General features: G+C 41.3%; 27 protein-coding genes. 12 read left to right on the forward strand and 15 right to left on the reverse strand.

Going from position 1 to position 24,686, the window contains the following annotated elements:
* Nucleotides 1-109 precede the first annotated feature (109 nt).
* Nucleotides 110-1,603, reverse strand: a complete 1,494-nt coding sequence (locus H8B17_RS09930; RefSeq protein ID WP_190309018.1) for a malate:quinone oxidoreductase — start codon at nucleotides 1,601-1,603, stop codon at nucleotides 110-112.
* 182 nt (nucleotides 1,604-1,785) lie between these two features.
* Nucleotides 1,786-2,289: a DUF4168 domain-containing protein gene (locus tag H8B17_RS09935; RefSeq protein WP_190309019.1), complete on the reverse strand. Its 504-nt coding sequence runs from the start codon at nucleotides 2,287-2,289 to the stop codon at nucleotides 1,786-1,788.
* A gap of 411 nt (nucleotides 2,290-2,700) precedes the next feature.
* Here H8B17_RS09935 and fabG point away from each other — a divergent pair, with 411 nt between their 5' ends.
* The 4 genes from fabG (at nucleotide 2,701) to H8B17_RS09955 (ending at nucleotide 6,625) form a co-directional block, all read left to right on the forward strand.
* Nucleotides 2,701-3,444 carry a 3-oxoacyl-[acyl-carrier-protein] reductase gene (gene fabG, locus H8B17_RS09940; RefSeq protein WP_190309020.1) on the forward strand — a complete coding sequence of 248 codons (744 nt, stop codon included), beginning with the start codon at nucleotides 2,701-2,703 and terminating at the stop codon, nucleotides 3,442-3,444.
* 140 nt (nucleotides 3,445-3,584) lie between these two features.
* Nucleotides 3,585-4,712 carry a COG1470 family protein gene (locus tag H8B17_RS09945; protein ID WP_190309021.1) on the forward strand — a complete coding sequence of 376 codons (1,128 nt, stop codon included), beginning with the start codon at nucleotides 3,585-3,587 and terminating at the stop codon, nucleotides 4,710-4,712.
* Entirely contained in the window at nucleotides 4,699-5,670 is a 972-nt protein-coding gene (locus tag H8B17_RS09950) for an ABC transporter ATP-binding protein (RefSeq protein ID WP_223816470.1), read from the forward strand. Before H8B17_RS09945 ends, H8B17_RS09950 begins: the two co-directional genes overlap by 14 nt.
* Entirely contained in the window at nucleotides 5,657-6,625 is a 969-nt protein-coding gene (locus H8B17_RS09955) for an ABC transporter permease (protein WP_190309022.1), read from the forward strand. Before H8B17_RS09950 ends, H8B17_RS09955 begins: the two co-directional genes overlap by 14 nt.
* Nucleotides 6,626-7,061: 436 nt before the next feature.
* Here the strand turns inward: H8B17_RS09955 and H8B17_RS09960 are convergent, their stop codons facing one another.
* A complete protein-coding gene (locus H8B17_RS09960; RefSeq protein WP_190309023.1) occupies nucleotides 7,062-8,963 on the reverse strand; it encodes an endonuclease MutS2 in 1,902 nt (633 codons plus the stop codon).
* 448 nt (nucleotides 8,964-9,411) lie between these two features.
* Nucleotides 9,412-10,092 (reverse strand): aminotransferase-like domain-containing protein, encoded by a 681-nt coding sequence (locus H8B17_RS09965; protein WP_223816471.1) that lies wholly within the window; start codon nucleotides 10,090-10,092, stop codon nucleotides 9,412-9,414.
* A 112-nt stretch (nucleotides 10,093-10,204) separates the two neighbouring features.
* Here H8B17_RS09965 and H8B17_RS09970 point away from each other — a divergent pair, with 112 nt between their 5' ends.
* The 5 genes from H8B17_RS09970 to H8B17_RS09990 all read left to right on the forward strand — a co-directional run bounded on the left by H8B17_RS09970 (nucleotide 10,205) and on the right by H8B17_RS09990 (nucleotide 13,385).
* The gene (locus tag H8B17_RS09970; protein WP_223816472.1) at nucleotides 10,205-10,363 is read left to right on the forward strand and encodes a hypothetical protein; all 159 of its coding nucleotides are present in this window, start codon (nucleotides 10,205-10,207) and stop codon (nucleotides 10,361-10,363) included.
* A 64-nt stretch (nucleotides 10,364-10,427) separates the two neighbouring features.
* The gene (locus tag H8B17_RS09975; protein WP_190309024.1) at nucleotides 10,428-11,327 is read left to right on the forward strand and encodes a dihydrodipicolinate synthase family protein; all 900 of its coding nucleotides are present in this window, start codon (nucleotides 10,428-10,430) and stop codon (nucleotides 11,325-11,327) included.
* A 24-nt stretch (nucleotides 11,328-11,351) separates the two neighbouring features.
* Nucleotides 11,352-11,582: a thioredoxin family protein gene (locus tag H8B17_RS09980; RefSeq protein ID WP_190309025.1), complete on the forward strand. Its 231-nt coding sequence runs from the start codon at nucleotides 11,352-11,354 to the stop codon at nucleotides 11,580-11,582.
* Between the two features lie 88 nt (nucleotides 11,583-11,670).
* Nucleotides 11,671-12,003 (forward strand): 2Fe-2S iron-sulfur cluster-binding protein, encoded by a 333-nt coding sequence (locus H8B17_RS09985; RefSeq protein ID WP_190309026.1) that lies wholly within the window; start codon nucleotides 11,671-11,673, stop codon nucleotides 12,001-12,003.
* 362 nt (nucleotides 12,004-12,365) lie between these two features.
* A complete protein-coding gene (locus H8B17_RS09990; RefSeq protein ID WP_223816473.1) occupies nucleotides 12,366-13,385 on the forward strand; it encodes a LuxE/PaaK family acyltransferase in 1,020 nt (339 codons plus the stop codon).
* A 6-nt stretch (nucleotides 13,386-13,391) separates the two neighbouring features.
* On the opposite strand, the gene ypfJ is transcribed toward H8B17_RS09990, so the two are convergent.
* A complete protein-coding gene (gene ypfJ / locus H8B17_RS09995; protein WP_190309027.1) occupies nucleotides 13,392-14,249 on the reverse strand; it encodes a KPN_02809 family neutral zinc metallopeptidase in 858 nt (285 codons plus the stop codon).
* Between the two features lie 91 nt (nucleotides 14,250-14,340).
* Here ypfJ and H8B17_RS10000 point away from each other — a divergent pair, with 91 nt between their 5' ends.
* Complete coding sequence (locus H8B17_RS10000) at nucleotides 14,341-14,919, forward strand: PhnA domain-containing protein (RefSeq protein ID WP_190309028.1); 579 nt, start codon at nucleotides 14,341-14,343, stop codon at nucleotides 14,917-14,919.
* A gap of 25 nt (nucleotides 14,920-14,944) precedes the next feature.
* Here H8B17_RS10000 and H8B17_RS10005 read toward each other — a convergent pair whose 3' ends face one another.
* Genes H8B17_RS10005 through H8B17_RS10020 form a run of 4 tightly spaced genes read right to left on the reverse strand, consistent with a single transcriptional unit; the run spans nucleotide 14,945 to nucleotide 16,555 of the window.
* Nucleotides 14,945-15,196, reverse strand: coding sequence for a hypothetical protein (locus H8B17_RS10005; protein WP_190309029.1), 252 nt, complete (start codon nucleotides 15,194-15,196; stop codon nucleotides 14,945-14,947).
* A gap of 32 nt (nucleotides 15,197-15,228) precedes the next feature.
* Nucleotides 15,229-16,119, reverse strand: a complete 891-nt coding sequence (locus H8B17_RS10010) for an SDR family oxidoreductase (RefSeq protein WP_190309030.1) — start codon at nucleotides 16,117-16,119, stop codon at nucleotides 15,229-15,231.
* 31 nt (nucleotides 16,120-16,150) lie between these two features.
* Nucleotides 16,151-16,357: a hypothetical protein gene (locus H8B17_RS10015; protein WP_190309031.1), complete on the reverse strand. Its 207-nt coding sequence runs from the start codon at nucleotides 16,355-16,357 to the stop codon at nucleotides 16,151-16,153.
* A gap of 12 nt (nucleotides 16,358-16,369) precedes the next feature.
* Nucleotides 16,370-16,555 carry a hypothetical protein gene (locus H8B17_RS10020; RefSeq protein WP_190309522.1) on the reverse strand — a complete coding sequence of 62 codons (186 nt, stop codon included), beginning with the start codon at nucleotides 16,553-16,555 and terminating at the stop codon, nucleotides 16,370-16,372.
* A gap of 242 nt (nucleotides 16,556-16,797) precedes the next feature.
* Here H8B17_RS10020 and H8B17_RS10025 point away from each other — a divergent pair, with 242 nt between their 5' ends.
* Together H8B17_RS10025 and H8B17_RS10030 are read left to right on the forward strand one after the other, a co-directional pair.
* On the forward strand, nucleotides 16,798-17,046 hold the full coding sequence (locus tag H8B17_RS10025; RefSeq protein WP_190309032.1) for a DUF7218 family protein: 249 nt from the start codon (nucleotides 16,798-16,800) through the stop codon (nucleotides 17,044-17,046).
* A gap of 9 nt (nucleotides 17,047-17,055) precedes the next feature.
* The gene (locus tag H8B17_RS10030) at nucleotides 17,056-18,090 is read left to right on the forward strand and encodes a DNA topoisomerase IB (RefSeq protein WP_190309033.1); all 1,035 of its coding nucleotides are present in this window, start codon (nucleotides 17,056-17,058) and stop codon (nucleotides 18,088-18,090) included.
* A gap of 68 nt (nucleotides 18,091-18,158) precedes the next feature.
* Here H8B17_RS10030 and H8B17_RS10035 read toward each other — a convergent pair whose 3' ends face one another.
* The 6 genes from H8B17_RS10035 to H8B17_RS10060 form a co-directional block, all read right to left on the reverse strand.
* The gene (locus tag H8B17_RS10035; RefSeq protein WP_223816474.1) at nucleotides 18,159-18,680 is read right to left on the reverse strand and encodes a YciE/YciF ferroxidase family protein; all 522 of its coding nucleotides are present in this window, start codon (nucleotides 18,678-18,680) and stop codon (nucleotides 18,159-18,161) included.
* A 203-nt stretch (nucleotides 18,681-18,883) separates the two neighbouring features.
* On the reverse strand, nucleotides 18,884-19,072 hold the full coding sequence (locus H8B17_RS10040) for a CsbD family protein (RefSeq protein ID WP_190309034.1): 189 nt from the start codon (nucleotides 19,070-19,072) through the stop codon (nucleotides 18,884-18,886).
* A 94-nt stretch (nucleotides 19,073-19,166) separates the two neighbouring features.
* The gene (locus tag H8B17_RS10045; protein WP_190309035.1) at nucleotides 19,167-19,712 is read right to left on the reverse strand and encodes a CinA family protein; all 546 of its coding nucleotides are present in this window, start codon (nucleotides 19,710-19,712) and stop codon (nucleotides 19,167-19,169) included.
* A gap of 17 nt (nucleotides 19,713-19,729) precedes the next feature.
* Nucleotides 19,730-20,389, reverse strand: coding sequence for a response regulator (locus H8B17_RS10050; RefSeq protein ID WP_190309036.1), 660 nt, complete (start codon nucleotides 20,387-20,389; stop codon nucleotides 19,730-19,732).
* A gap of 125 nt (nucleotides 20,390-20,514) precedes the next feature.
* Nucleotides 20,515-21,177, reverse strand: coding sequence for a DUF421 domain-containing protein (locus H8B17_RS10055; RefSeq protein WP_190309037.1), 663 nt, complete (start codon nucleotides 21,175-21,177; stop codon nucleotides 20,515-20,517).
* A 104-nt stretch (nucleotides 21,178-21,281) separates the two neighbouring features.
* Nucleotides 21,282-24,677 carry a DUF1080 domain-containing protein gene (locus tag H8B17_RS10060; protein WP_190309038.1) on the reverse strand — a complete coding sequence of 1,132 codons (3,396 nt, stop codon included), beginning with the start codon at nucleotides 24,675-24,677 and terminating at the stop codon, nucleotides 21,282-21,284.
* Nucleotides 24,678-24,686 lie beyond the last annotated feature (9 nt).

Below are 24,686 nucleotides of genomic sequence, written 5' to 3' on the forward strand. Positions count from 1 at the left end.
CCCGGATCAGGTTCATCCCGAAAACAGAACGGGATTGGGTATATTCTCAGCCTTGTAAGTCAAGCGATTCGCAAATCGCTTGGAAAAGCACCCCATAAGTATATTTAGCTTACGCTAACTGTAAAGCTTCGCTCGACCGACGTCTAACCTCTTCGCATAAAGTCGGATCGTCATTTAAATTCTTGCCCCATGATGGAATAAGTTCACGAAGCTTTTTACGGTATTCATCCGATTTTGCTCTTTCGGGGAAACAACGTTTCAAGAGGTTAATCATGATGGGAACAGACGTAGATGCGCCTGGAGAGGCCCCCAGTAAGGCCGCTATAGAACCATCGCCGCTGGATACTACCTCCGTACCGAATTCTAAGATTCCTCCATGCTTCGGATCTTTTTTTATAACCTGCACGCGTTGCCCAGCCACCTCCACTTTCCAATCCTTCAGTTTTGCCGTGGGCATGAATTGTTTCAAGGCGTCCAATTTATCCGAAGGGCTTTTCATGACCTCCGTAATCAAATATTTTGTCAAATCCAGGTTGTGTAAACCTGCCGAAATCATCGGTTTGATATTCGATAGCTTAATCGAGGCCGGTAGGTCAAAATACGAACCTTTTTTTAAGAATTTGGTCGAAAATCCAGCATATGGGCCAAACAACAAGGCTTGCTCACCATCAATATAGCGGGTATCCAAGTGAGGGACAGACATGGGCGGTGCGCCTACCGAAGCCTTTCCGTATACCTTAGCATGATGCTTCTCTATAATCTCTTTGTTCGTGCAACGCAACCATTGGCCGCCCACCGGAAATCCGCCGTAGCCCTTCGCTTCAGGAATACCCGATTTTTCCAGAAGGAGCAACGAACGTCCTCCCGCGCCGATGAACACAAATCTTGCTTTTATTTTACGTTTATCACCGGTGTTCATATCTTTGGTTTCGACTTCCCAACGCCCGTCATCTTCACGTTCTATATCACGTACTTCTTGATTTAGGGAAAGCGTGATATTATCTTTTGTTTGTAAGTAACCGACTAAGTCGCGTGTCAGCGTACCAAAGTTGACATCGGTTCCGATATCCATGCGCGTCGCAGCCATCGGCTCGTGATGAGCACGGTCTTCCATCATCAGGGGAATCCACTCCTTCAATACAGATTTATCTTCTGTATATACCATCCCTTTAAATAAATTTTCTTTTTCCATCGCGTTGTAGCGTGTACGCAGAAATTTCACGTCCTTCTCACCAAAGACGGCACTCATGTGGGGTACTTGGCGGATGAATTCAGTCGGATTTTTTAAGATACCCTTTTCAACCAAATAGGCCCAAAATTGTTTAGAAATCTCAAATTGCTCCGCAATATTAATTGCCTTGTCTATTTTAACACTACCATCGGGTTGTTCGGGCGTATAATTTAATTCGCATAAAGCAGAATGCCCTGTGCCGGCGTTATTCCAAGCATCTGAACTTTCGGCTGCTACCACGTCCAGTCGCTCAATGATTTCGATGTTGATGTCAGGACTTAACTCATTGATTAAGGTTCCCAATGTAGCGCTCATAATCCCCGCTCCAATCAACACGACATCGACTTCAGAATTTTTAGCTTTTTTACCCATAGTTTCAAAATTGCGTACAAAATTAACATTCAAATCGGTTATAACCGAATGAAAGTGTCAAAATTCTTTCATTATTCTTGATATTTTTTTAACAGTCGATATCATTTCTAACAAAAAAAATAAAAACCCATGAATAGTTATATTCATGGGTCGCCATATTTGTATACAGATTTTTTGTATCGTTACTGCTGAGGTTGCGCGCTTTGTTCTTCTTGTAGCTCTAGCAAAACGCCATCTAACTCGCCTTTTACTTTTTCGCTGTTTTGATAAGCATACATAATTTGTTCAAATTTCTGTATATCAATTCCCTCTTCTTTTATAGCTTCTTGAATATCTCCGCCAATTTCGTCTTGAATTTTCATTATTTTTTCAAAAGCATTATTGAACATTTTCTGATCTTCGGCACTTTCATTTTGGATACCTTCCTCTGAATTTTCCTTTGCTTGCGCCATCGTATTAAACTTTTCTACTGTTAAACCCTCTTCTTTGACCGCGTTCGCCATACTTTCGCGCACTCCCATTTGTATAGCTTCCACTTTGGAGCTTGCTTTTACAAACGATATTAGTTCTTCTTTTTGGAAATCCTCTTTCAATTCCGGTTCTTGCGTGGGGCTGGGTGCCTGCGCCATCGCTCCAAGGCCAACCGTCACCATCACGGCTAATAAAATTACTTTTAGTTTCTGCATAATAAATTTACTTCTGTTCATACTCATTTCGTTTTTCGAAAACTCCATATATATAAAACGCATACAAATGATATTATTGCCTAAACTCGGATTTATATAGAAAAATATAGTCTAATTAAACCTCGATTTGCTTCCAACAGTTAAAAAAGAACCGGGCGAAAGCAAGAGACACATTTTAGTTCATTTAAAAATTCATTTCGTGAATGCAAAGCATTTTATTTAGGTTTGTCAAATATTAAAAAAGGATACTGGAATCATATAGAATGGATCCAACATGTTGCCATCATCATTAAACACACAGGAAAAGAATATGGCAATCATCGAAGGCTCCATCTAGCATATAAAACCGCCTACAGCAGTATGAATGCCTTTAAAAATGTACACAGTAATGAACAAACAAAAAATAAACAGATGAAATTATTAGCAGGCAAAACAGCTCTAGTAACAGGAGCATCAAAAGGCATCGGTAGAAAAATAACCGAAGTTTTTGCTCAGCACGGAGCAAATGTTGCGTTTACCTATTTATCCTCTGTCGAAAAGGGAGAAGCCTTAGAGAAAGAATTACAAGTTTTTGGTACACGGGTAAAAGGCTTTCGTTCGGATGCATCAAAATTTGACGAAGCAGAAAAATTAATCGAAGATATTGTCGCGGAATTCGGAACAATCGACGTGGTTGTTAACAATGCAGGGATTACAAAAGATGGCTTGCTGATGCGTATGACGGAGGAAAACTGGGATGATGTTATGAACGTTAATCTAAAATCCATTTTCAACGTGACCAAAACCGCCTCGAAAATTATGATGAAAAACCGCAAAGGGTCTTTTATCAACATGAGCTCGGTTGTTGGTGTACAGGGGAATGCCGGACAAGCAAATTACGCTGCTTCCAAAGCGGGAATCATCGGTTTTTCTAAATCTGTAGCGAAAGAACTCGGTTCTCGGAATATCCGTACGAATGTGATCGCTCCAGGGTTTATCCGTACGGAGATGACAGACGTGCTTGATCCGAAAGTCGTTGCGGGATGGGAGGCGAATATCCCGTTAAAACGTGCCGGAGAAGCAGAAGATGTAGCCAACGCCTGTCTATTTTTAGCGTCTGACTTATCCGCGTACATCAATGGGCAAGTTTTGCCGGTTGACGGAGGAATGCTGTAAAGATAAGCTAACATAGTGGGCTTTCGGATGTCCACACGATGCGAATGTAAAAAAATGTTAAAGTCCTTGACATCCATGTCAAGGACTTTTTATTTTAGTACCATATTATCAAAACCAACTCATTTTTAAAATTTTTATTTATGCTAAAGAGTCGAATAATCTGTTTATTGGGCATGATTTTGGCATCGCAGACTGCCTTAACCCAAAGCCTACAATTGTACACCACCTATCCAAAGGTTTCGGTATCTCCAGGGGAGATCATCGACTACAATGTGGAACTAATCAACAACAGCTCGTCTACACGAAACGGAAGAATCAGCCTTCAAAATCTGCCAAAAGGCTGGGATTACGAAATGAAGTCAGGAAACTATACTGCGGAGGAGATCTCCGTTTTACCAAAAGAACGGAAATCGCTTAACTTAAAGGTCATTGTACCTTCCAAAATAGAAAAAGGGCAGTATCGATTCCGACTGGTTGCACAAGGCGAATCGTCCTTACCGCTGACCGTTGATGTCACCACAGATGGCAAAACATCATCGGAATTCAACAGTCCGCAAACCAATATGGAGGGGTCAGCAAAATCAACTTTTACCTTCAATGCTTCTTTGTTAAACCGTTCTTCGGATGCACAGGTATATCGTCTCGGTGCCAATCTGCAGCCGGGATGGGGAGCAACATTCAAAGTAGACGGAAAACAGGTATCATCTGTTAATATAGAAGGCAACCAACGAAAAGATATCTTAATCGAAATCCTTCCTCCAGAAAGTGTCAAAAAAGGAAAATATACGATTCCGCTATTTGCCCAAAGTCCTCTCAATCAGTCGGATCTTTCTTTGGAAGTCGTCATTACGGGCTCCTATGAAATACAACTGACGACGCCGGAGGGGCTATTGAGCACAACAGCAACTGCCAATCGAAACAAATCGATCCAATTTCTGGTTAAAAATAATGGTAGTTCCGATCTGAGTCAAATTAATCTCAATGCCTCCGCCCCTTCACAATGGGAAGCCCATTTTGAGCCTAGCCGGATCAGCAGCCTCAAAGCCGGCGAGAGCCAAACCGTTACAGCGATCATTAAACCCGCTAAAAAAGCCGTTGCAGGGGACTACCAAATGACATTGGATGCAAAAAATAACGAAACAAGCGACAGTGTTAAATTCCGCGTAACCGTTGAAACTTCATTATTATGGGGTTGGGTAGGGATTTTGATTATCGCTATAGCCGTGGCACTGGTTTATTTTTTGATCCGTAAATATGGAAGGAGATAAAATGGATAACCCTATTATTCGTGTACGGCAACTAACGAAAAAGTATGGGGATTTCACGGCGGTAGATCATTTGGATCTTGACATTGCAACCGGTGAGATTTTTGGATTATTGGGTCCAAACGGCGCCGGAAAATCGACCACGATCTTGATGCTTCTCGGTCTAAGTGAACCAACATCAGGCGAAATCGAGGTTTGTGGAACCGACCCCATTCGGTCGCCCATCGCTGTCAAACGCCTAGTGGGATACCTTCCCGACAACATTGGTTTTTACGAGAGCTGGACAGCACTGGAGAATCTGGTATTGACCGCGCAATTGAATGGAATTTCTTATACGGAAGCTCAACGACGTTCCCTTTCCTTATTGGAAAAAGTGGGGCTTCGAGACGTTGCTGAAAAAAAAGTAGGTAAATTTTCCAGAGGGATGCGGCAACGGCTCGGCTTGGCTGACAGTTTGATAAAAAACCCAAAAGTATTGATTCTGGACGAGCCGACCTTAGGATTGGATCCGATGGGCGTTAAAGATTTTACCTCGTTGATATTGCGTCTAAGCCGGGAAGAGAAGCTGACGGTCTTGCTATCCAGTCATCAGCTTTATCAAGTACAGCAAATCTGCGATCGTGTCGGCTTGTTTATACAAGGCAAATTGGTTGCTGACGGTTCTATTCATGACTTAGCATCACGCTTATTTCAAGACAAACCGCGTCATATCCAACTCAAGGTACATCAAATGGATACACAACGAGCTCGCGGTATTTTGGAAGAGATGCAAGATGTGAAGATAATCGGACAACAAGACAATCTATTCCATATCGATGGCGATGAAATCATCGTCCATCATCTAGCCAAGAAGCTGGTGGAACACGACATTCATATAACACAGCTGCAACAGCGCATTTATGGTATAGAAGATATTTACGCACATTATTTCGAAGGAGGGTCTACAAATGACGCTAAATAAAAATAATAATCTGTATGCTTTCTCCATTTTAGTGAAGAAAGAAATTGCTGATCATATTCGAAGCTGGAAATTTATTATCCTGTTGGCGATCATCCTGTTGACGTGTGTAGCCTCTTTATACACTTCTTTGCAGGCATTGAAAAACACAGCGCCTGGTCCGAACGATCCGGATGCAGCATTTTTCTTCCTCAAGATTTTTACCACATCTGATGGTACGATGCCATCGTTCCATCTATTCGTTGGTTTTTTAGGTCCGTTGCTCGGCATCTGTTTGGGATTTGACGCCGTTAATTCCGAATTTAACGGACGCACCTTGGGTCGTATTTTGTCACAACCTATCCACCGGGATTATTTCCTCAACGCTAAATTTATTGGTTCGTTAACGGTGATAGGTGTTTTATTTACTTCCCTTGTTCTTCTAACCATAGGGGCGGCAACGTTACTGGTGGGTTTTCCACCAACCCTTATGGAATGCAACAGGCTTTTCCTCTTCACGCTGTTAACCATCGTATATGTTGCTTTTTGGCTCAATTTATCTATCCTGTTTTCAGTTCGTTTTAAACACACCGCAACATCTGCTTTAGTAGCCATTGCGATTTGGTTGTTCTTCACGGTGTTCTACCCCATCATGATCAATATCGTAGCAAAAGCGGTACAACCGAATCCGTATGCTTCGGAGGCCGAAATCATGCAATATCAACATTTTATGCTGACACTCATGCGCTTTGCGCCCAGCCAGCTCTATAGCGATGGCACCAATATGTTGCTTATGCCGTCCATCAGAAGTCTTGGCCCTTTGCACATGGAGCAATTGCAAGGAGCCATTCCATCACCGCTGCCTATCTGGGAAAGTATCAAAGTAGCCTGGTCGCAGATGGTCGCGTTAATTGCCTGCACAATCATTTGTTTTGCAGCTTCTTATTATTTTTTCATGCGTAAAGAAATACGTTGTTAAAGAAAGGGGGATGGATGCAAATTATGTAGCTAACGTGTGTTACGTGATTTTTTAATGCATAGAAACCACGGTTTATCAAGGGAGTTACCATAGGTAACTCCCATTTCTAACAATTTATAGTTTACAGAAAAAAATCCGCGATATGGTTGTCTTAATATTTTATAAAATAGACTTCATCCTCCACACTACCGAATCCCTTATCTAAAACGAAAGCTTTCATTTTAGATATAGCTAACAATAATACTATTATTTATTTTTTTGATTTAACTATTATCTCCGTAGTGTTTATGCAATGTCCCGCAATTCGTCATCTATTTTGTTAAGCAGGCTTTCACAGAAATTATCCATAAAAAATCTTATATCTATATCGTCGTCGTTGTTAATTATTAAGTACATAGGGCTGTAATAAAAGAATCGATTACAGCCTCAATCCAGACTATGTTGCCGAGTTCAGTTTACTCAACTTAACTTTAGTTTTAAAAGCCCCGAACGCCACTGTGGCTTGGGTAGCCGATAGTTTGAGAATGCTTCCTACTGTGGTTTGACCTTTTAAAGTAACTTTATCTCCTACAATAAAGCCTGGGCTAATAACCACATTCGACACGCTCCTACTTTCTTGTGGTTGGCCTTTCGCTACTTGAGGTTCCTTTTGTCTCACAGACGGTTCATGGATTATTTCTTTTCGTTTATTCTCCCAATACAGTTTGTCTTTTGCAATAGATTGGAGAAAATTATCCATGTTGATAAATTCCTCCCCAATTTTACTGGAAGCACCGGCTATAATACTCTCTTCCAAACCTATCCTTCTGGCTACTTCTATGGCAAATGAACTACCCGGATTTCCTATGGAGAGTTTGTACATCGGGCGGTTGTTTTCCGTGTCATAAAGCATAGCTCCGTTTACTATACCAGGTGTTTTGTATGCAAAATGCTTTAGATTTTGGAAGTGCGTGGTAATCAAGCCGAAACTTCCTTTATTGTTGAAGCGCTCTAAAAGAGTTTCAGCAATAGCACCACCTATCTGTGGTTCGGTTCCTCCACCAAACTCATCGATGAGCAGCAGTGTTTTTTCATCGTTATTTTCCACAAAAAACTTCATGCTAGTTAAGTGTGAAGTATATGTGCTTAAACTATTTTCCATACTTTGACCGTCACCAATATCCATAAAAACACGATGGAAAATGCCCGCTTTTGAACCAGTTTCTACTGGTATGAGTAAACCACATTGTAACATATACTGTAATAAAGCTATCGTTTTTAGACAAAGCGATTTTCCTCCGGCATTGACACCTGATATTATCAGTATCCTATTTTCTTGTGTCAACTGTATATCTAATGGATGTGCATTCTGGTTCTGTAACCGAAGTGCTATGTCCAGCAAGGGATGTATGGCTTTGTTCCACTCTATATTTTGTTTGTTCTCAAACACAGGTTTCAGTGCATTTATGCGTAACGCAAACGAGGCTTTGGCTTGGATAAAGTCAATAGTTCCAAGAAAGTCATATGATTTTAACAGGTCGGAAACTTCAGGCCTTATCAAATTCGTAAATTCTACCAATATTCGAGCAATTTCTTTCCGTTCGTCATTCTGCAATTCCCGTAAGCGAGCGGATGCTTCGACTACCACCTCTGGCTCAATAAAAAATGTTTTCCCGCTGCCTGAACTGTCTCTAACGACGCCTTTTATTTTCCTCTTGTTCGATGCCGCTACGGGAATGAGGTAGTGGCCACCACGCATATCTGCTTGCACATCTCTTCCGATTACACCTTGTGCTTGTGCCGTACGGAGTGCAACTGCCATAGCTTTACTTACCTCTTTTTCCGCTTCGATTTTATTTTTACGGATATTGAACAGTAGTTTGGATGCGTTGTCTTTTATCTGCCCACACTTGTCGAGTATCGAATTTGCACGCGCTATGATGACCGGAAATGTCCTTATTTGATCTGTCAATCGTTTCAGTTCGGGGTACTTTGCCCTACCCGGCTGATTCGTGAATTCGTTGTTCAGAAATTCCACGATACGGGCGGTTGTATCCAATGAATCTGCTAATTGGGGAATTTCTTTTTCTGACAACCAAAATGTATTGTCACTTTCAGCTCGCTCAAGCGTATCACGCAGGTCAATAAAATTCTCTTTAGGAATACTCTCTTTGTTGCTTATAATCTGTAAAAATTCATGAGTCTGGGTCAACCATTGCTCGATTGTCTCGAAATCGGTTGAAAAACGCATAGCGTCTACCTTGTCGATGCCTAAGGGACTCAAGCATTTTTCTTTAATATACTCACGTACAGTGTCAAAATCTATTTTATTTTCGAAATTTACTGGATAAATATTCATCTCAAATGTATTAAATAGCCAACAATCAAACTATTGAAGTCTGAATCGCAACTTGTTGTCAAAATGTAAATGGTTTTATCTGAGATTGCCCATACCGCATCCTGGTACTGTCCTTTTTACGATACCGGGAATAATTATCCCTTGCGTATCTAACAGCGTCCGGGCTTCTGTGTGGAGAGAAGCAAAATGGCGATATGGTGTTTATGCGGAAAGAAAAAACATAATTAAAATGCTATTCTGAATGAAGGCAAAGATACTCTAATATTATTTATGTTCCTAATATGAGCTGCTAAATACCGTTACTTTTAAGGGCTTTGGAGATTAGTAGCCAATCTACTTGCATATTCGGAACGACCCAAAATGCCAAACCACCTTCGGGAATTGTATATGTTGCTTTATTTCCAATATGTTTATTCAACAAGGCTACCATAAAATCTCTTTTTGCTTTCTAATGATTGGTTGCCTTTTTGATATGCCGTTTTATGGTGCCGTCTTTGATAAGCTGTAAAACAGCCTGTTCCATGATGCTGTCGCTCTGTACATCGATAATCTTTCGCAAGCTGCTTACTTGTTCAATCAAAGCGCTGTCATTGCTTGCCAAATAACCGATACGAATGGCGGGTGCAAAAACTTTACTCATGGTACCAATGTAAACATAATTTTTAAGTTCTGTAAAACTGGACAAGGGCAATACAGGCCGATACCTAAAATGAAACTCATTATCGTAGTCATCTTCAATAATTGTGAATCCATATTGATTGGAAAGCGCTATCAATTCCAATCTCCTATTTAAACTCATCGTAACCGTTGTTGGGTATTGATGATGAGGGGTAACATAGATGGCCTTGATCTGTTTGCCCGATTTCAAATAATAGATGACATCGTCAATCAGTAAACCATTTTTATCAACGCTTACTGGTAATAGATTTGCTTTCGCGTGCTCAAATGCCTTCCATGCCGGTTTATATCCCGGGTTTTCAACAAGTACATAATCGTCTTTTTCAAATAAACATTGTGCGGTTAAGTACATGCCCATTTGACTTTCGCGGGTGATACAAATGCTATGCTCATCAACCTGCATGCACCTTTGATGGTTTAGCATTTGGACAATCGCCTTTCTAAATTCCATCCCTTCAACATCTGGACTATCTATTTTTGTAAAAACTACATCATTATGCTAATCCAAAGATACAATACTTTTGTATTGCAATAATGCAACAAAACAATAAAAATTTTCAATTATGTCAAAATTAGAAACAGCGACAGAGGTCAAGAAATCAAGTCATGCAGAACAAAAGCAGTTCAGCTCCAAAGACTTTCATCAAACATTTGCAAGACCGACGTATGTGAAGCCCTCACACGTTATTCACAAAAATGTTGAAAATGCCTCACAACTTTAAAATCTTGTGGTAGCGCTTCGTGAAGAAGAGGGAAGAGATTTTTAATTTTTAAAACAAGCATTATATGAACAAAATACCATTTAAAGGTGTAATTGCATACCCAGTTACTCCCTTTGACGACAGCGAAACAGCTGATATCCTGTTATTCAAAAAACAGGTAGAGCGTTTGGTTACAAACGGTTCGCACGGTATTGCTCCATTGGGAAGTACAGGTGTGATGCCTTATCTCAATGATTCCGAAAAAGAAGCGATAACCGAAGCGACAATGCAACAGCTAGCCGGCAGAGTGCCTACTTTGGTAGGTGTTTCCAATCTGACTACGGACAAAACTATGTACCACGCCAAATTTGCTGAAAAAGCTGGTGCAACAGCGGTAATGATCATCCCTATGAGTTATTGGAAATTAACCGATGAGGAAATTATCAAACATTATGATGCTGTTACTTCCAAGATTTCTATCCCCATAATGGCATACAATAATCCAATAACAGGTGGTGTGGACATGTCACCTTCATTATTAAAACGTTTGTTGGAAATTCCAAATGTTACGATGATAAAGGAAAGCTCGGGTGACATTCAGCGTATGCACTATTTAAGGAAAGGGCTGGGCGAAGAAGTTGCTTTTTTCAACGGCTCTAATCCTTTGGCATTAGCAGCATTTTCAGCTGGTGCTAGAGGCTGGTGCACCGCTGCTCCGAACCTGATTCCAGAACTTAATCTTGCATTGTACAATGCAATACAAGAAAATAATTTGGGTAAAGCACAAAGCTTATTCTATAAACAGTTTGCTTTATTGAAGTTTATTGTAGCAAAAGGTCTTGCAGGCTCTATTAAGGCAGGCTTAGATCTGTTGGGAGTAGGTGGTGGCGGTTTCAAAAGCCCTTTGAAGCCGCTTAGCGAAAATGAAATCGTGGAATTGGACAGTATCCTTTCTTCTATTGAAAGCGAGGTTTATCAATATTAATCATCATTTAAAAACAAAGCAAAAATGACAAAAGAAATTTTTTATCATGCGGTTTGTCCCGTATGCGTAAGGGCAGAAAGGGACATTTTAGATCTTATTCCTGAAAATCAGGTGGAATTAATTCATTTGGATACAGACAAAACAAAAGTTAAAGACGCAGAAAACGCAGACGTAAAGTCTTTTCCTGCATTGGTTCTGTCTAACGGCAATGTGTTACACATCAATTTTGGTGCTAAGATCGAAGATGTAAAATAAACATCATTCCAAAGCCCGGAAATAACATACTTTTTCGGGATTTATAAACTTTCATTTTACACATCATTTATCCAAAGACAATACTTATATGAAGGCAGAAGAAGAAAATATCCCTGCCGAAATCCAAAACGAGCAACCGGAAAACGTGGAAGTAACGTTGACTCTAAACGGCACTACACAGTATATTGTGTGGAATAGGCAAATACCTTTGCTTGATGCATTGCTTAATGCCGGTGTTGATGCTCCGCATTCCTGTTGCAGAGGTACATGTGGCACTTGTGTATGCAAATTGGAGGAGGGCGAAGTGCGTTTAAAAAGGAATTTCATCTTATCTGAAGCCCAAATACAGCAAGGTTTGATTTTAGCTTGTGTGTCTGTTCCTATAAGCGACAGCATTAAGATCAACTATGATAAGTTATAATCTTTAAACAAGAAAACAGTATATTTATCGGTTATACTTCCTTTACCGTAGCCTATTGTGGAGTGGGTATTAACCGTTTGGCAAAAACTACAATATTGGATTATATTTTTCAATACGTTTCAAAAGTATATTTTCATCGGGGCAAACAATATCCGTTCGCGCATAGCCACCGAGCGGATCGATGCAAATAAAATTGCGGAGGAAGTCGTAACCTATCCCAACGGAGTATCAACTGAATTCTGTGTACGAAATCAATAAGAAAATTTACAAACCGACAAAATCTATGGGGTGATGAGGGATAAAGTATACTGCATATAAAATCGAATTACTCATAAAGGTTTTTTTTATTTAGGTATTCGTGAATGCAGCGCATTTTATTTAGGTTTGTGCGTAACGGTATGGAAATGCTAAAAGAACGTATTTTTTCGATTGATAACGAGGAGACATTTAATGAGGTTTGTTTGGAGGTATACGGTTATCAAAAGACCAATTGTTCCGTCTATGGAAAATACATAGACTTATTAGGCAAGGGAAAAACAGGTATTAGCCACTACAGGCAAATCCCCTTTTTACCGATCGATTTTTTTAAAACGCAACAAATACTTGCTGCCGGACATCAAACTGAAATTACGTTTACCAGTTCGGGTACAACCGGCATGATCACAAGCAAGCACCATGTAGCCGAAGTCGCTTGGTACGAAAACAGCTTTCGGTCTTGTTTTCAACAGTTCTATGGCGAGGTGGAAAATATAGCTGTGCTAGCCCTCCTCCCCTCCTATCTGGAACGTTCGGGTTCATCATTAATCTATATGGTCGATGATCTAATCGAACGAAGCCAACATCCATCATCGGGTTATTTCTTATATAACCACGAAGATTTGTTCAGTAGGCTCCGTGAGCTGAAACAAAGCGGCACAAAAACCCTATTAATTGGCGTAACATACGCATTGCTGGATTTCTGTGAACAATACCAGATTGATTTCCCCAATCTTATCGTCATGGAAACAGGTGGCATGAAAGGGAAACGGAAAGAAATGATACGGGAGGAACTCCACCAAATCCTTACCGCCGGTTTTGGTGTGGATAAGATACATTCGGAATACGGGATGACGGAACTACTCTCACAAGGGTATTCATTTGGAGATGGCATTTTCCAGACACCGCCTTGGATGAAAGTTTTGATGCGCGACACCAACGATCCGTTAAGCCTTACCAGCCATGGAAAAACAGGTGCTATCAACGTCATTGATTTAGCCAATTATTATTCGTGCTCTTTTATTGCAACGCAAGATCTGGGAAAACTACACGAAGAAGGTGGTTTCGAAATTTTGGGCCGCTTCGACAATAGTGATATCCGAGGATGCAATTTATTGGTGCAGTGATTAAAATCACTTCAAGCTCGGGTCATTAAAGGTATCGCCGGCGTTAATGTCTCCGGTATCGTATCCCTTCTTAAACCAGTAGACACGCTGTTCGGAGGTACCATGGGTAAATGATTCGGGGTTGCTATGTCCGTGTGCTTGTTCTTGAAGATGATCATCGCCTACTGCCGCAGCCGCACGCATACCGTCCACAATATCATCATACGTCAATTCGATATTCGAATAGTTTTTGACGTGATGTGCCCAAACACCAGCATAAAAATCCGCCTGTAATTCGGTCATGACCGATATTTTATTGTATTCACGCTCGCTCATTTTTGCACGCATAGCGTTGGTTTGTTGCAGTACACCCAGTACATTTTGTATATGATGACCGACTTCATGGGCAATGACGTAAGCTAACGCAAACTCACCTTTCGCCCCATATTTTTTTGACAATTCTTCGTTAAAGCTTAAATCCAGATAAATCTTTTGGTCTCCCGGGCAGTAAAACGGTCCAAAGGCTGATTGTCCAACACCACATCCTGCGGTTTCTACTGCGCCATTGTATACCGTCAAATTGGTCTCCGGATAATCCATTCCACTGGTTGCAAAAATATTTTTCCAAACATCCTCCGTACTTCCTAAGACCACATCAGCAAAATCCAGCAATCGATCTTCTTCTGGTGTCGATTGATACGTTCCCTGCTCTGTAGGAGCAGTCTGTTGCATCTGGTTCAATAACTGCGCCGGATCTCCTCCTAGTAAAAAACCAATAATCAGTACGACGACGCCACCAATTCCACCTAATGTCAGTTTCTGTCCACCGCTCATACCTCTCTTGTCTTCGATATTACCGCTTCTGCGGCCGCCTTGCCACTTCATAATTTTTCCTGTTTATATTCCAATATTACAAAATATTTGTCAAGAATCTATATCCATAATTTTTTGTATTTTCGCATTTTAACCCTTCATAATGTCTTTAGAACAACAACTAATAGAAAGAAGCAACAATACGTGTGAATTGTGCAATAGCACGGACATGTTATCGATATATACGGTTCCGCCCGCTGATTTGCAAACGGCAGAAAATGTTATCTACGTATGCAAGACCTGCTTAGATCAAATCGAGAAAAGAGAACAATTGGATGCGGAGCATTGGAAAGTGCTTTCCGAAACGATGTGGTCAGAATACCCTGCCGTACAGGTAGTGGCGTGGCGCATGCTAAGTAGATTACGACACGAGGGTTGGGCATCCGACAACCTTGATATTTTATATCTCGATGATGAAAATTTAGAATGGGCCAAAAAGATGGGTGACCATGAACAAGAAGGAACGGTACAATTTCATATCGATAGCAACGGCACCCGCCTCTATGAGGGAGATACCGTTGTGCTCGTTAAAACATTGGATGTAAAAGGATCTTCTCTTTCGGCAAAGTTAGGTACTGTCGTCAAAAACATCCGATTAGTACCGGACAATCCGGAACAAATTGAAGGTAAAATAGAGGGACAAACCATCGTTATTTTGACTAAATATTTACGGAAAGGGTAGTAATCACGGCTTTTAAAGCTCGAAATTAATCCAGCGTATCCGTCTTATTCATTTCCGCTGAATCCATTGGCGCTGTACCTATCCCGGCTGAGTCCTGCATTTCATGCAGCATTTCATCCGGTTCATTAAGGTTATAGCGAGATCTATCCATCTCGCTCACCGGTCCAGGAGAAATGGTATCTGTATCTATATCGGAAGTATCGTTATTTCCGCCTGAACAAGAAAAAGTTAGGACAAGAATTAACGATGCTGCTAAGTACTTTATATTGTTGATCATAACTCGTTTTCAAAATAAAAATCTAAAAATCATTAAATAGTCGCTCTTCCGCCGGTTGCAGGGATTGTCGCTCCTGATACATAAGAAGCTGCATCCGACGCTAAGAATATATATACCGGGGCGATTTCTGCCGGTTGTCCCGGCCGCCCCATGGGTGTATCTTCGCCAAAGTTTTCATGATCTGGAATCGTGCTTGGAATCAATGGTGTCCATACTGGCCCCGGAGCCACAGCGTTTACCCGTATTCCTGACCCGTCCTGCAAAAACATTTGGGCCAAGCTCGATGTAAAATTTTGGATGGCACCTTTCGTTGCGGCATAAGGTAACAAACTGGGATTCGGGTTATAGGCGTTAACCGATGTGGTGTTGATGATAGACGAACCGGGACGCATATGTTTCTTTGCGTATTTAACAAAATAGAACATCGCACTCATGTTGACTTGAAAGGTCTTATTCCACTCTTCTTCAGAAATATCCTCGACACGATCATAACTCATTTGATAAGCGGCGTTGTTGACCAAGATGTCTATTTTACCAAATCTTGCTACGGTCTCGTCGACAATCCGTTTGCATAAGACCTCATTTCTTATATTTCCTTTAAAAAGCAACGCAGTCCGTCCAGAACGTGTTACCCAATCGCGTGTATCGAATGCATCCTCGTCTTCGATATCGTCTTTATAGGAGATAACGACATCTGCTCCCTCCCGCGCCATGGCGATGGCAACAGCTTTGCCAATTCCCGAATCCCCTCCTGTTATAATCGCCACCTTACCTATTAAGGTATCACATCCGATATAACTTTCTTCACCGTGATCTGGCCGGGGTTCCATAGCTGACGTTATCCCGGGCGGATCTTGGCTTTGCCTGGGAAACGGAGGCTTAGGATATAAATCCTTGGGATTTCCTTTTTTATATGTGTTCATATGTTCATGTCTTAAAAAATAGGATGTCACATTATTCGTTTAATGGAGGAGTTGGCATCATCTGCTCGACCGTATCCAAACTATCTCTTTCCAACGAGTCAATTGGTACAATACCCTCATTTAACGGCATATCCTGCTCAATTGGTGTATCCTGTATGTTCTCTCTCTGGTTTCCACCGCAAGCATATAGAAAGCCTGCAGCTGCAACGAGTTGTGTATAAAAAAAAAGCTTTTTCATGAGAATATTTTTTTAATAGAAAAATATAAAGTAAATGAGGGCGAGGATAATGACAGCAATCACAATCGTCCACTGGATCGTTCGAGCCGCGGGCTTATCATCGGGTTCCTCTTTAGCAACTTCCGGTACCTCTTTCCGTGGTACACCGTGCATGGACTCCTCCATTTCCATTTCATTTTGCTCTGTGTTATCTTCCATGATATTAATTTTTATAGTATAGTTCCCCTGCTTTGTTCCAATTCCTTCTTTTGTCGTTATAAAAACAATCCGTTTAACCTTTAAGTTTGGAAACCACCCGATAACAAGTATTTATACCTGTAAATTAAGTCGGTGCCACGGAGTTAACCGTATTTTTATCAGGCTAAACCGTATAAAAACCCAAAACATATTATGCTTGCCCGAGGTTCAGTTAACAGGTCTCACAGATAAAAAATGGAATCATGGCAAAAAATCATGGAAAGTCTATCAAAGACGACAAGAAGTACGAAGCATTACGTGACGAAGGGATGAGTAAAGAAAAAGCCGCACGTATAGCCAATACCCCTAATGCGAGCAAGAAGGGCGGGAAAGCGCGTCCATTGGACGACCGCACCAAAGAAGAATTGCTCCAAGAAGCGAAAAAAATTGGTATTGCGGGGCGTCATAAAATGAACAAATCGGAACTTATCGGTGCAATCCGCAACCATTGACCGGCGATAATGGGCGAAAAACAGACGACTTCTTTGAGATTGGGAGAATCAGGTCTTCGCTATTCGTCGTCACAAGAAAAAGGGTATAGTCGAAAAGCGAAGGGAGATACTTTTATATATCTAAATGAACAAGGTCGCGTAATTAAAGATGAACGGACATTGGCTCGTATCCGTTCATTGGTACTCCCCCCTGCTTGGCGAGAGGTTTGGATATGTGCGTCTGCAAAAGGACATTTACAAGCTACAGGGCTTGACCTCAGTAATCGCAAACAATACAAATACCACCCAAAATGGCTGGCTTTACGAAGTGAAAAAAAATTTTCCGATCTATTAGCGTTCGGGAATAAACTCTCCGTTTTAAAAAAAAGGGTATTGCACGATTTGCGAAAAAGAAAGTTATCCCGTGAAAAAGTTTGTGCGTTAGCAATAGCCATTATGGATAAGACCTCTTTTCGAACGGGTAACAGGTATTACGAAAAAAATTATGGTTCCTACGGGCTGACAACTTTGCGCAATAAGCATCTTCGGCAGGTTTCCCAAGATAAGGTGTTCTTTAAATTCGTCGGAAAAAAAGGGATCGTGCAGCAAAGTTATTTACGGGGAAAAGCATTAATTAATGCTTTGGCGAAGGTCAAAGATCTTCCAGGTCAACTACTATTTCAATATTACGATGAAGAAGGCCATGTTAGGCCACTCGACTCGGGCATCGTAAATGCCTATCTAAAAGATGCCATGCTCGTGGAAGTTAGCTGTAAAACTTTTCGAACGTGGAATGGTTGTATATTGGCATTATCTCATATGATCAAATTACCCCTTCCTAGCAATGCGACCCAACGAAAAAAAAATATTATCAATATCATTGACCATGTTGCTTATGAACTGGGCAACACACGAACCGTTACACGTAACTATTACATCCACCCCGAAATTCTCGCTGCCTACGAGAGCACAGCGCTAGATAAATGGATAAGGACAGTTCAAAGTAAACAAAAGCTCAGCACCAAAGTGGTACAAAATCAATTGATGAAATTATTGAAAAAATAAAAATGCCCCCATATTGTCTTTCGCTTTTTGGGGGCAGGACATAACCACATATTGATTTTTTTAAAATTTTAAACGGCTTCCCCCACGTTAGCCTCTGTCATGGCTATTTCGGTCAGTCGCTCATCGGTTTCTTTTTCCTCTGCTAGTGTTTGTCCTAGTAATTCTTTCACTTCTCGGTGTTCCATCAGTTCCGCATAAGTTACTATACAGCCGTAGCTGGCGATCTCGTAGTGTTCTACTTTTTGCGCAGCGGCGATCAACGCAGCGTCTAAAACCGCTGGGCTGTCTTCAAACTCCTCCGTAATTTCTTCTGCTTCCTTTAACAGTCCTTCCATGGCTTTGCATTTTTTCCCTCGCGCATGAAGTCCTAAATTTAAAAAAGCAGACTTTAGACGTTCAATATGATTTTCCGTCTGGTCATAATGTTCTTCAAATGCTTGCTTAAGCGTTGGGCTTTCGGCGGCCCCGGCTAATTTTTTCAAACCTTTTAACAGCTGACGTTCGGCGCCCATAATGTCCCGCATTTCATCCACTAGAAGTTCGTGTAAGTGTGCATTTGGCATGTTGCCATTTCCTTTTATCTGTGCCATATCGTTTTTTGTTTTATTACCAATATAACACCTCATGCTGGTGATGGTTCGATGTTTTTCTATTTTGCGTAGTAATACCACCGGTAAGCGTAAAAAGGTTAGAACAGCACCCGTATAAAAGCGTAAAAGAGGCCGTCTCTTTAAGCGAGACGGCCTCTTTCATCCAACGTATTTGTTAGCCTTAATTACAACAGGAATACTTTTTAATCCAAATTATTCAACCAATCCTCTACTTCCTCTTTCGTTTTTCCTGTTTTCTTTTGCAATTTTCCTAACATTTCGTCTTCCTTGCCTTCTGCATATAACAAGTCATCGTCTGTTACATCAGCATATTGCTGTTTAACTTTGCCTTTTAATTCGTTCCAACGACCTTTCCAAGTTAATTTATTCATTGTTTCCTCCTTTTAATATGATATATATTATATACTTATAAAACCGTCGTATCTCCTTTTTGTTCTAGGATTTCGAAAAAACTTTTCCCCTACTTTATTTTGCCACATGAAATGCTGGATTTTCTAACGTGGTCGCGACAGGAAGCCAAGTAATCAAATCCCTGAATATATTATTACACGTCTGGATGAGTATGGTACTTGCATCTCCGGAAAATTGCTTTTTATAAATTCGCTTTTCCTTTAGATATTGAAAGGCATAGTAAACGGTACCCACTTCTCTTTTTTGCCGGGGGTTGTCTGTTTTAAAAGCCAATCCTGTTATGCTAACAAATACATCCGCATTCGAGATGGAAGTTCTCGTTAGCCCATCTAACATACGTAAGGTCACGACAGCCGATTCTGCACAATACTTTTCGATTTTTCTATTCGGTACAGAAAGTAGTTGTGTTTTACACTGATCATCGTAACACACCAATGAACCCAAGAAATAATCGCCGCTATGAAAATCCAATGACCACAATGCACTTAAATATCCGGCCGTCATACTTTCGGCACACAACAGTTTCAGGCCGTGGGTTTGCAAAAATTCTCCACACGCCGCTAAAGCGCTTTCGTCTATTTCCGTAAGAGGCCTTCTCATAATCCTATAATTTAAATCTATTTTAGCAGCCCGTTTTGAATAGCGAATTTAATTAGCGCAGGCGTATTTTTCGATTTTGTTTTATCAATTAAACTTTGTCTATGTCCTTCAACCGTCCGTTTACTCAAAAATAATTGCTTCGATATCTCTAGGTTAGTCAGTCCTTCGCCCAGCAACTCTAAGACTTCCATTTCCCGCGAAGAAAGTGATAATTCTGCTGGATCCATTTTATAAGATTGTGCTTCTTCCTTATTAACAAGTTTATCCACCAGTTTCATCGTAAGCTCTTCACACAAGTAACGTCCACCCTTAGCCACATGATTTATGCAAAAAAGCATTTCGTCGGCTGTAACATTTTTTACTAGATAAGCTTTTGCACCATATCGGAAACTTTGTGCAACATATTGCTCTTCATCCAACATAGATAATACGATTATGCGTATTGAAATATTTCTTTCCTTCAACTCTTTAATCAACTGCAACCCATCCACGTTGTCCATGGTCAAATCCGTAATTAAAATATCCGCCTCCACTCCCATTGCCAACAAGTCTATTACTTCCTTTCCGCTGCCCACATCGGCGACGACTTCAAAATTATTCTGTGCGTCCAAAAGGAGCTTGATGCCGTTTCGGACTACTAGATGATCTTCCGCCAATAATATTTTCGTCTTCTTCATGTTAACTTCTAATCTTTACTTCGCGTCTCTTTTCATTGATACTGTTTCTTAAACAACCAAACTCCCTCAATAGTTTATCTATTTATATAATCAAGAAAATTAAACTATATTATACATAAGGCGCATTATACGTTTCTTTTCGTGTTCAACGCTTTAGCCCATTTATCGCGCTTGCATCGTGGACATACCCGAGTTTTCATAACGGTATCATGCTGTTGTACACAACCACAGTACATACAGGCGAGCACACCTCTGTATACAGATAAGTCTGCTTTCTGATAAGCATCCGGAAATAGCGGTAGGCCAAACTTCACTTCTGCGTCAGCATAAAACAGCACGCTGAGGGTACCATCTGTTTCGAGCAGCGCGGTTCTGACTTGTCCCAGATGCTCCACGGATTGGTTACGTAGTTCTGCAAAAAATTCTACGGTAGAGAAGTCATTATCCCTTTCATTTTTGATGCTAAATACGCCATTTTCCACTACGGCCATCTCTTTACCTTCTAGGATTCGATGTATGGGAAGTGATTTTGCTGCTAACCAGGTTAATGTTTTGTATATGGTCATAACCACTGCAAAAACCACTAAGGCATGAAAAATGGGTATATCTTCTTGGAACATGGGGTCGCCTGCAGCCGATCCCAACCCCAAAATAATAGCTACCTCAAACAAGGTCAGCTGACGTACCCCTCTTTTTCCTGACAGACGGAGTACCAGTAAAATCATCAAAAACATGATAGCCGTACGTACTATCAGTTCTGCCATAAAATGCCATTCGACTTCAAACATATTTTATTTCCCCATCTTAATAATACAAGATAGCGCAAAATAGTTTGCACAAAAAAAGGAGCTGCAAGAAACAGCTCCTTTAATCGATTTAATAAAACGGCTTGTTACAGTCTTTTTACTCTTATATTTCTGAAAAAGACTTCCGAACCGTGCCCAAGAAAGCCAATATGACCAGATTTCTTACTTAATCCGGGATGATTTTTTCCATCTAATGTACCCTTTCTTGACGCTTCCGCAAGGTCACCATTTAAGATAACTACACCATTAAGCGTTACTTTAATTTTATCTCCCTGAACACGAATTTCTTGTTCGTTCCATTCGCCAATGGGTTTCATACCTTCGCGTTTTGCTGGAATAATGCCATACGCCGAGCCATGGTACTGGTATTCTTTCAGGTTTTTATAAATCTCTGCATCGTTATCCAGGATCTGAATTTCCGTTCCTGCGTAGGCCGCGTCTCCCTCTAACGGCGTACGAATACCAACACCATTATTGGCACCAGGGGTGAGTTTAAACTCGAAACGGTAAACAAAATCACTGTATTCCTCCTTCGTGTAGAGGTTCTTCCCAAATTTCGCATCGGGGTTCGCCCTGACGTAGCCTTCCGGTGTTATTTCGTATGCCGGTGTTTCTGTCCATTGATCAAGATCACGACCATCGAATAGCATCATGAAGCCCTCACCCTTTTCTTCATTGCTTAATCTATACGTTTCTTTACGCGCTAGTTCTCTGACATATATATCCCTATACCATACCCGCGAACCGTGTGCTTGTAGCTCGATCTGTTCTACTGGAAAAATTGATTGGTTGCGATCCCAATAGTTTTCGAGAATGACATTGTCGACAACCAATTGGCCATTTAACCATACGCTAACATTCTCGCCCACCATCCGGATTTTAAATGTGTTCCATTCGCCCAGTGTATTATCAGCCACTTTTAACGGCTTAGACGGATGTTTCTGGTTATTATACAAACCGCCAGATCCTACTTCCGCTCCTACATTCGTACGAGAGATGTCCCATATCTGTACCTGGGGTGTGCCTCTAAGATAAACGCCGGCATCAGGTTCCTTCCCATTCGGATCCAGCTTCCAATCCACCAGCATCTCGAAATCCCCGTATTGTTTTACGGTAGCGATATTGTCACCTTCTCCCGAAAAAATAAGCTCGCCGTTAATTGCATTCCAAGTATTGTTCATCTTTTTATCCGCAACCGTTTGCTTTTGCGCAAGTTCGTTTGGCGACATGGCAGCACGCTTAATTGGATTTTCTACTAGCCCTTTCCATCCGGTAAGATCATTTCCATTAAAGATAGACACAAAACCCTCACCTGATGGCATTTCAGTGAGATGTCGAACAATGGCTTCCCGTAAATAAGAGCTCTCGCTACCGGTCAAATTCTCCATCGCTTTGTTCAGGATGTTGCGGACATCTGTTCCTATAAAGTCGTAACTATCCGTGGCAATATTTATTGCTGTATTTGTAGCCGCACCTTTCAGGTCTTTATCATCCATATATGCTGCCGCAAACATCAGCGCTTGATAGGTGCCGGTTGCTTGCAAGCTACTTAATACAGTACGTTTTTGTGCGGAATTTTCGGCCAGCTCAAATGCGTCCTTTAACAGCAATGTTTTCTGCGCATTCGTATGATCGCTTGCATTAATCTGCTTGATCAAACCGTTAAAAATGGCACCAAAATGTTCATTAACGCGCTCCGATCGCGATAAAGCAATTAACGTTGGCAATGCTTCCGGGTCGGACCAATTTGCAAGTGCCAAGAGCGCGGAATTTTTGAGCGCTGTATTTTTCAAGAAGCCTTGGACCGTCTTCAAAGATTCTGCTCCACCCAAACCAGCAAACACTGGAAAAAGTTTGGCGGAAGTAGGAATCGGATTTCGTGATATCTCGACAGCCAGCTGGTTTATTTTTGCGTCCCGGTCACTACGTGCGTTCAGCGCGATGACTAAAGCCTCTTGTATATAACGAGCCTCACTTTCCGACGCATTCGCTAATATATTAACCAGCGCATCAACATCTTCGGGGGTCACTACATTCGGCAAAGCTTTCAAGGCAGCTATTTTTACATTGCTGTCGCCAGCCGTTAGCAATGGTAATACTGCTTTAGAGGAATTCGCGTTTGTACGCGTGCTCAAAACTTTAAGTAGTGCCAACTGTGTTTTTGTGTCTGCCCCAACAACTGCGCTATTTATTTTTTCAACGACGTCCGTATCTTTTGAAGATAAAAGCAATACTTCGATCGCTTGAGTCGTGGCTTCATCTGCATTCGGCAGCTCTGAAATCAGATAATCCGTACTTCCGTCATTAGATAGTTTGGAAAGCGTATTTAAGCCCGCAATTTTTGCCCTTGTATATTTTAAATTCCCCAGTGATTTTTTGATATCGGGCACCAATGCTTCCGTTCCTTCCGCTGCCAGGTAGTTTAGGATACTCTCCTGTACCTCTGGTGAGGATTTCCTTAACGTACCGATCAATTTTTTGGTGTCTGCGGCGGTTCCATTTTCTGCCAACAGGTCCAATGCGGCTGCACGGTATAGCGGTTCACTGCTCGCTGCAGCCTTCATGAGTTGTTTACGTACTTTTGTAGGATTCGCTTTTGTCAATAACGTTAATGCGCCGACCTGTAACGTGGGTACTTCTGCTTTTGCGGCTTCTTTGGCAATGACATTGGCGATGGAAATAGCTTGTTTTTGCTGTCCTTCGTCCAATAGGTTATTGGCATAATTCAATGTCAGCCCGCCGATATTGGTTTTGTCAAATTGATAATTGACATCTTTTAGCTTTGCCAGAAACACCGGAGCCGACTTGGTACCGGCAATTTTACTCAATGCCGTATACGCATTCCGCTGGTAATTCTCCGACGTATATTTTGCTAATGTGGCAATGATGGCTTCTTCATCATTTTTTGCATGTAGATCGCCCAATGCACCGACGATAGCAGTCGTTGTTTTTTCTGATGCCGAAGATGCTAAGGCATTGGACAACGCCTGCGCTGCTTCCGGTGTGCGGATGCCGTTTAACGCCATCGCCGCTTTATCAACCAGATATTCATCTTTCAGATATGGAACAAGGGCATCGATCGCTTCATTCTTTGAAGCCTGCCTCATTAATTGTAACACAAACCCTTTATTGTCCTTATTCTGCAGTCTATCCAAAGCTAATAGGAGTCCACGGGAAAAAACTTCACGTTGTGCTTCCATACCCGGTTGCATCACGTAAAAGGAATAAGAATTCGCTGCATATTCTGTTGCCGCATTATTTCCTCCCTGCGGTTTCAATCCCGCAAGTAGATTTGCGATATCTTCTGCCGTGAAGTTTTGGAGTTCCTTCATGGCAGCTGTAAATTTATTTATCTCTTCTGCTGGTTGTTGCGCCAACACATCCGCAACTTTCGTTGCAGAAGTTCTATTTGCAGGTTGTTGGGCGTAAGCCGTAACTTGTATGAGCAACAGGGCCGATAACGTATTAAATACTTTTTTCATTTTTCTTAA

The organism is Sphingobacterium arenae (assembly GCF_014692505.1).
Classification (GTDB): domain Bacteria; phylum Bacteroidota; class Bacteroidia; order Sphingobacteriales; family Sphingobacteriaceae; genus Sphingobacterium; species Sphingobacterium arenae.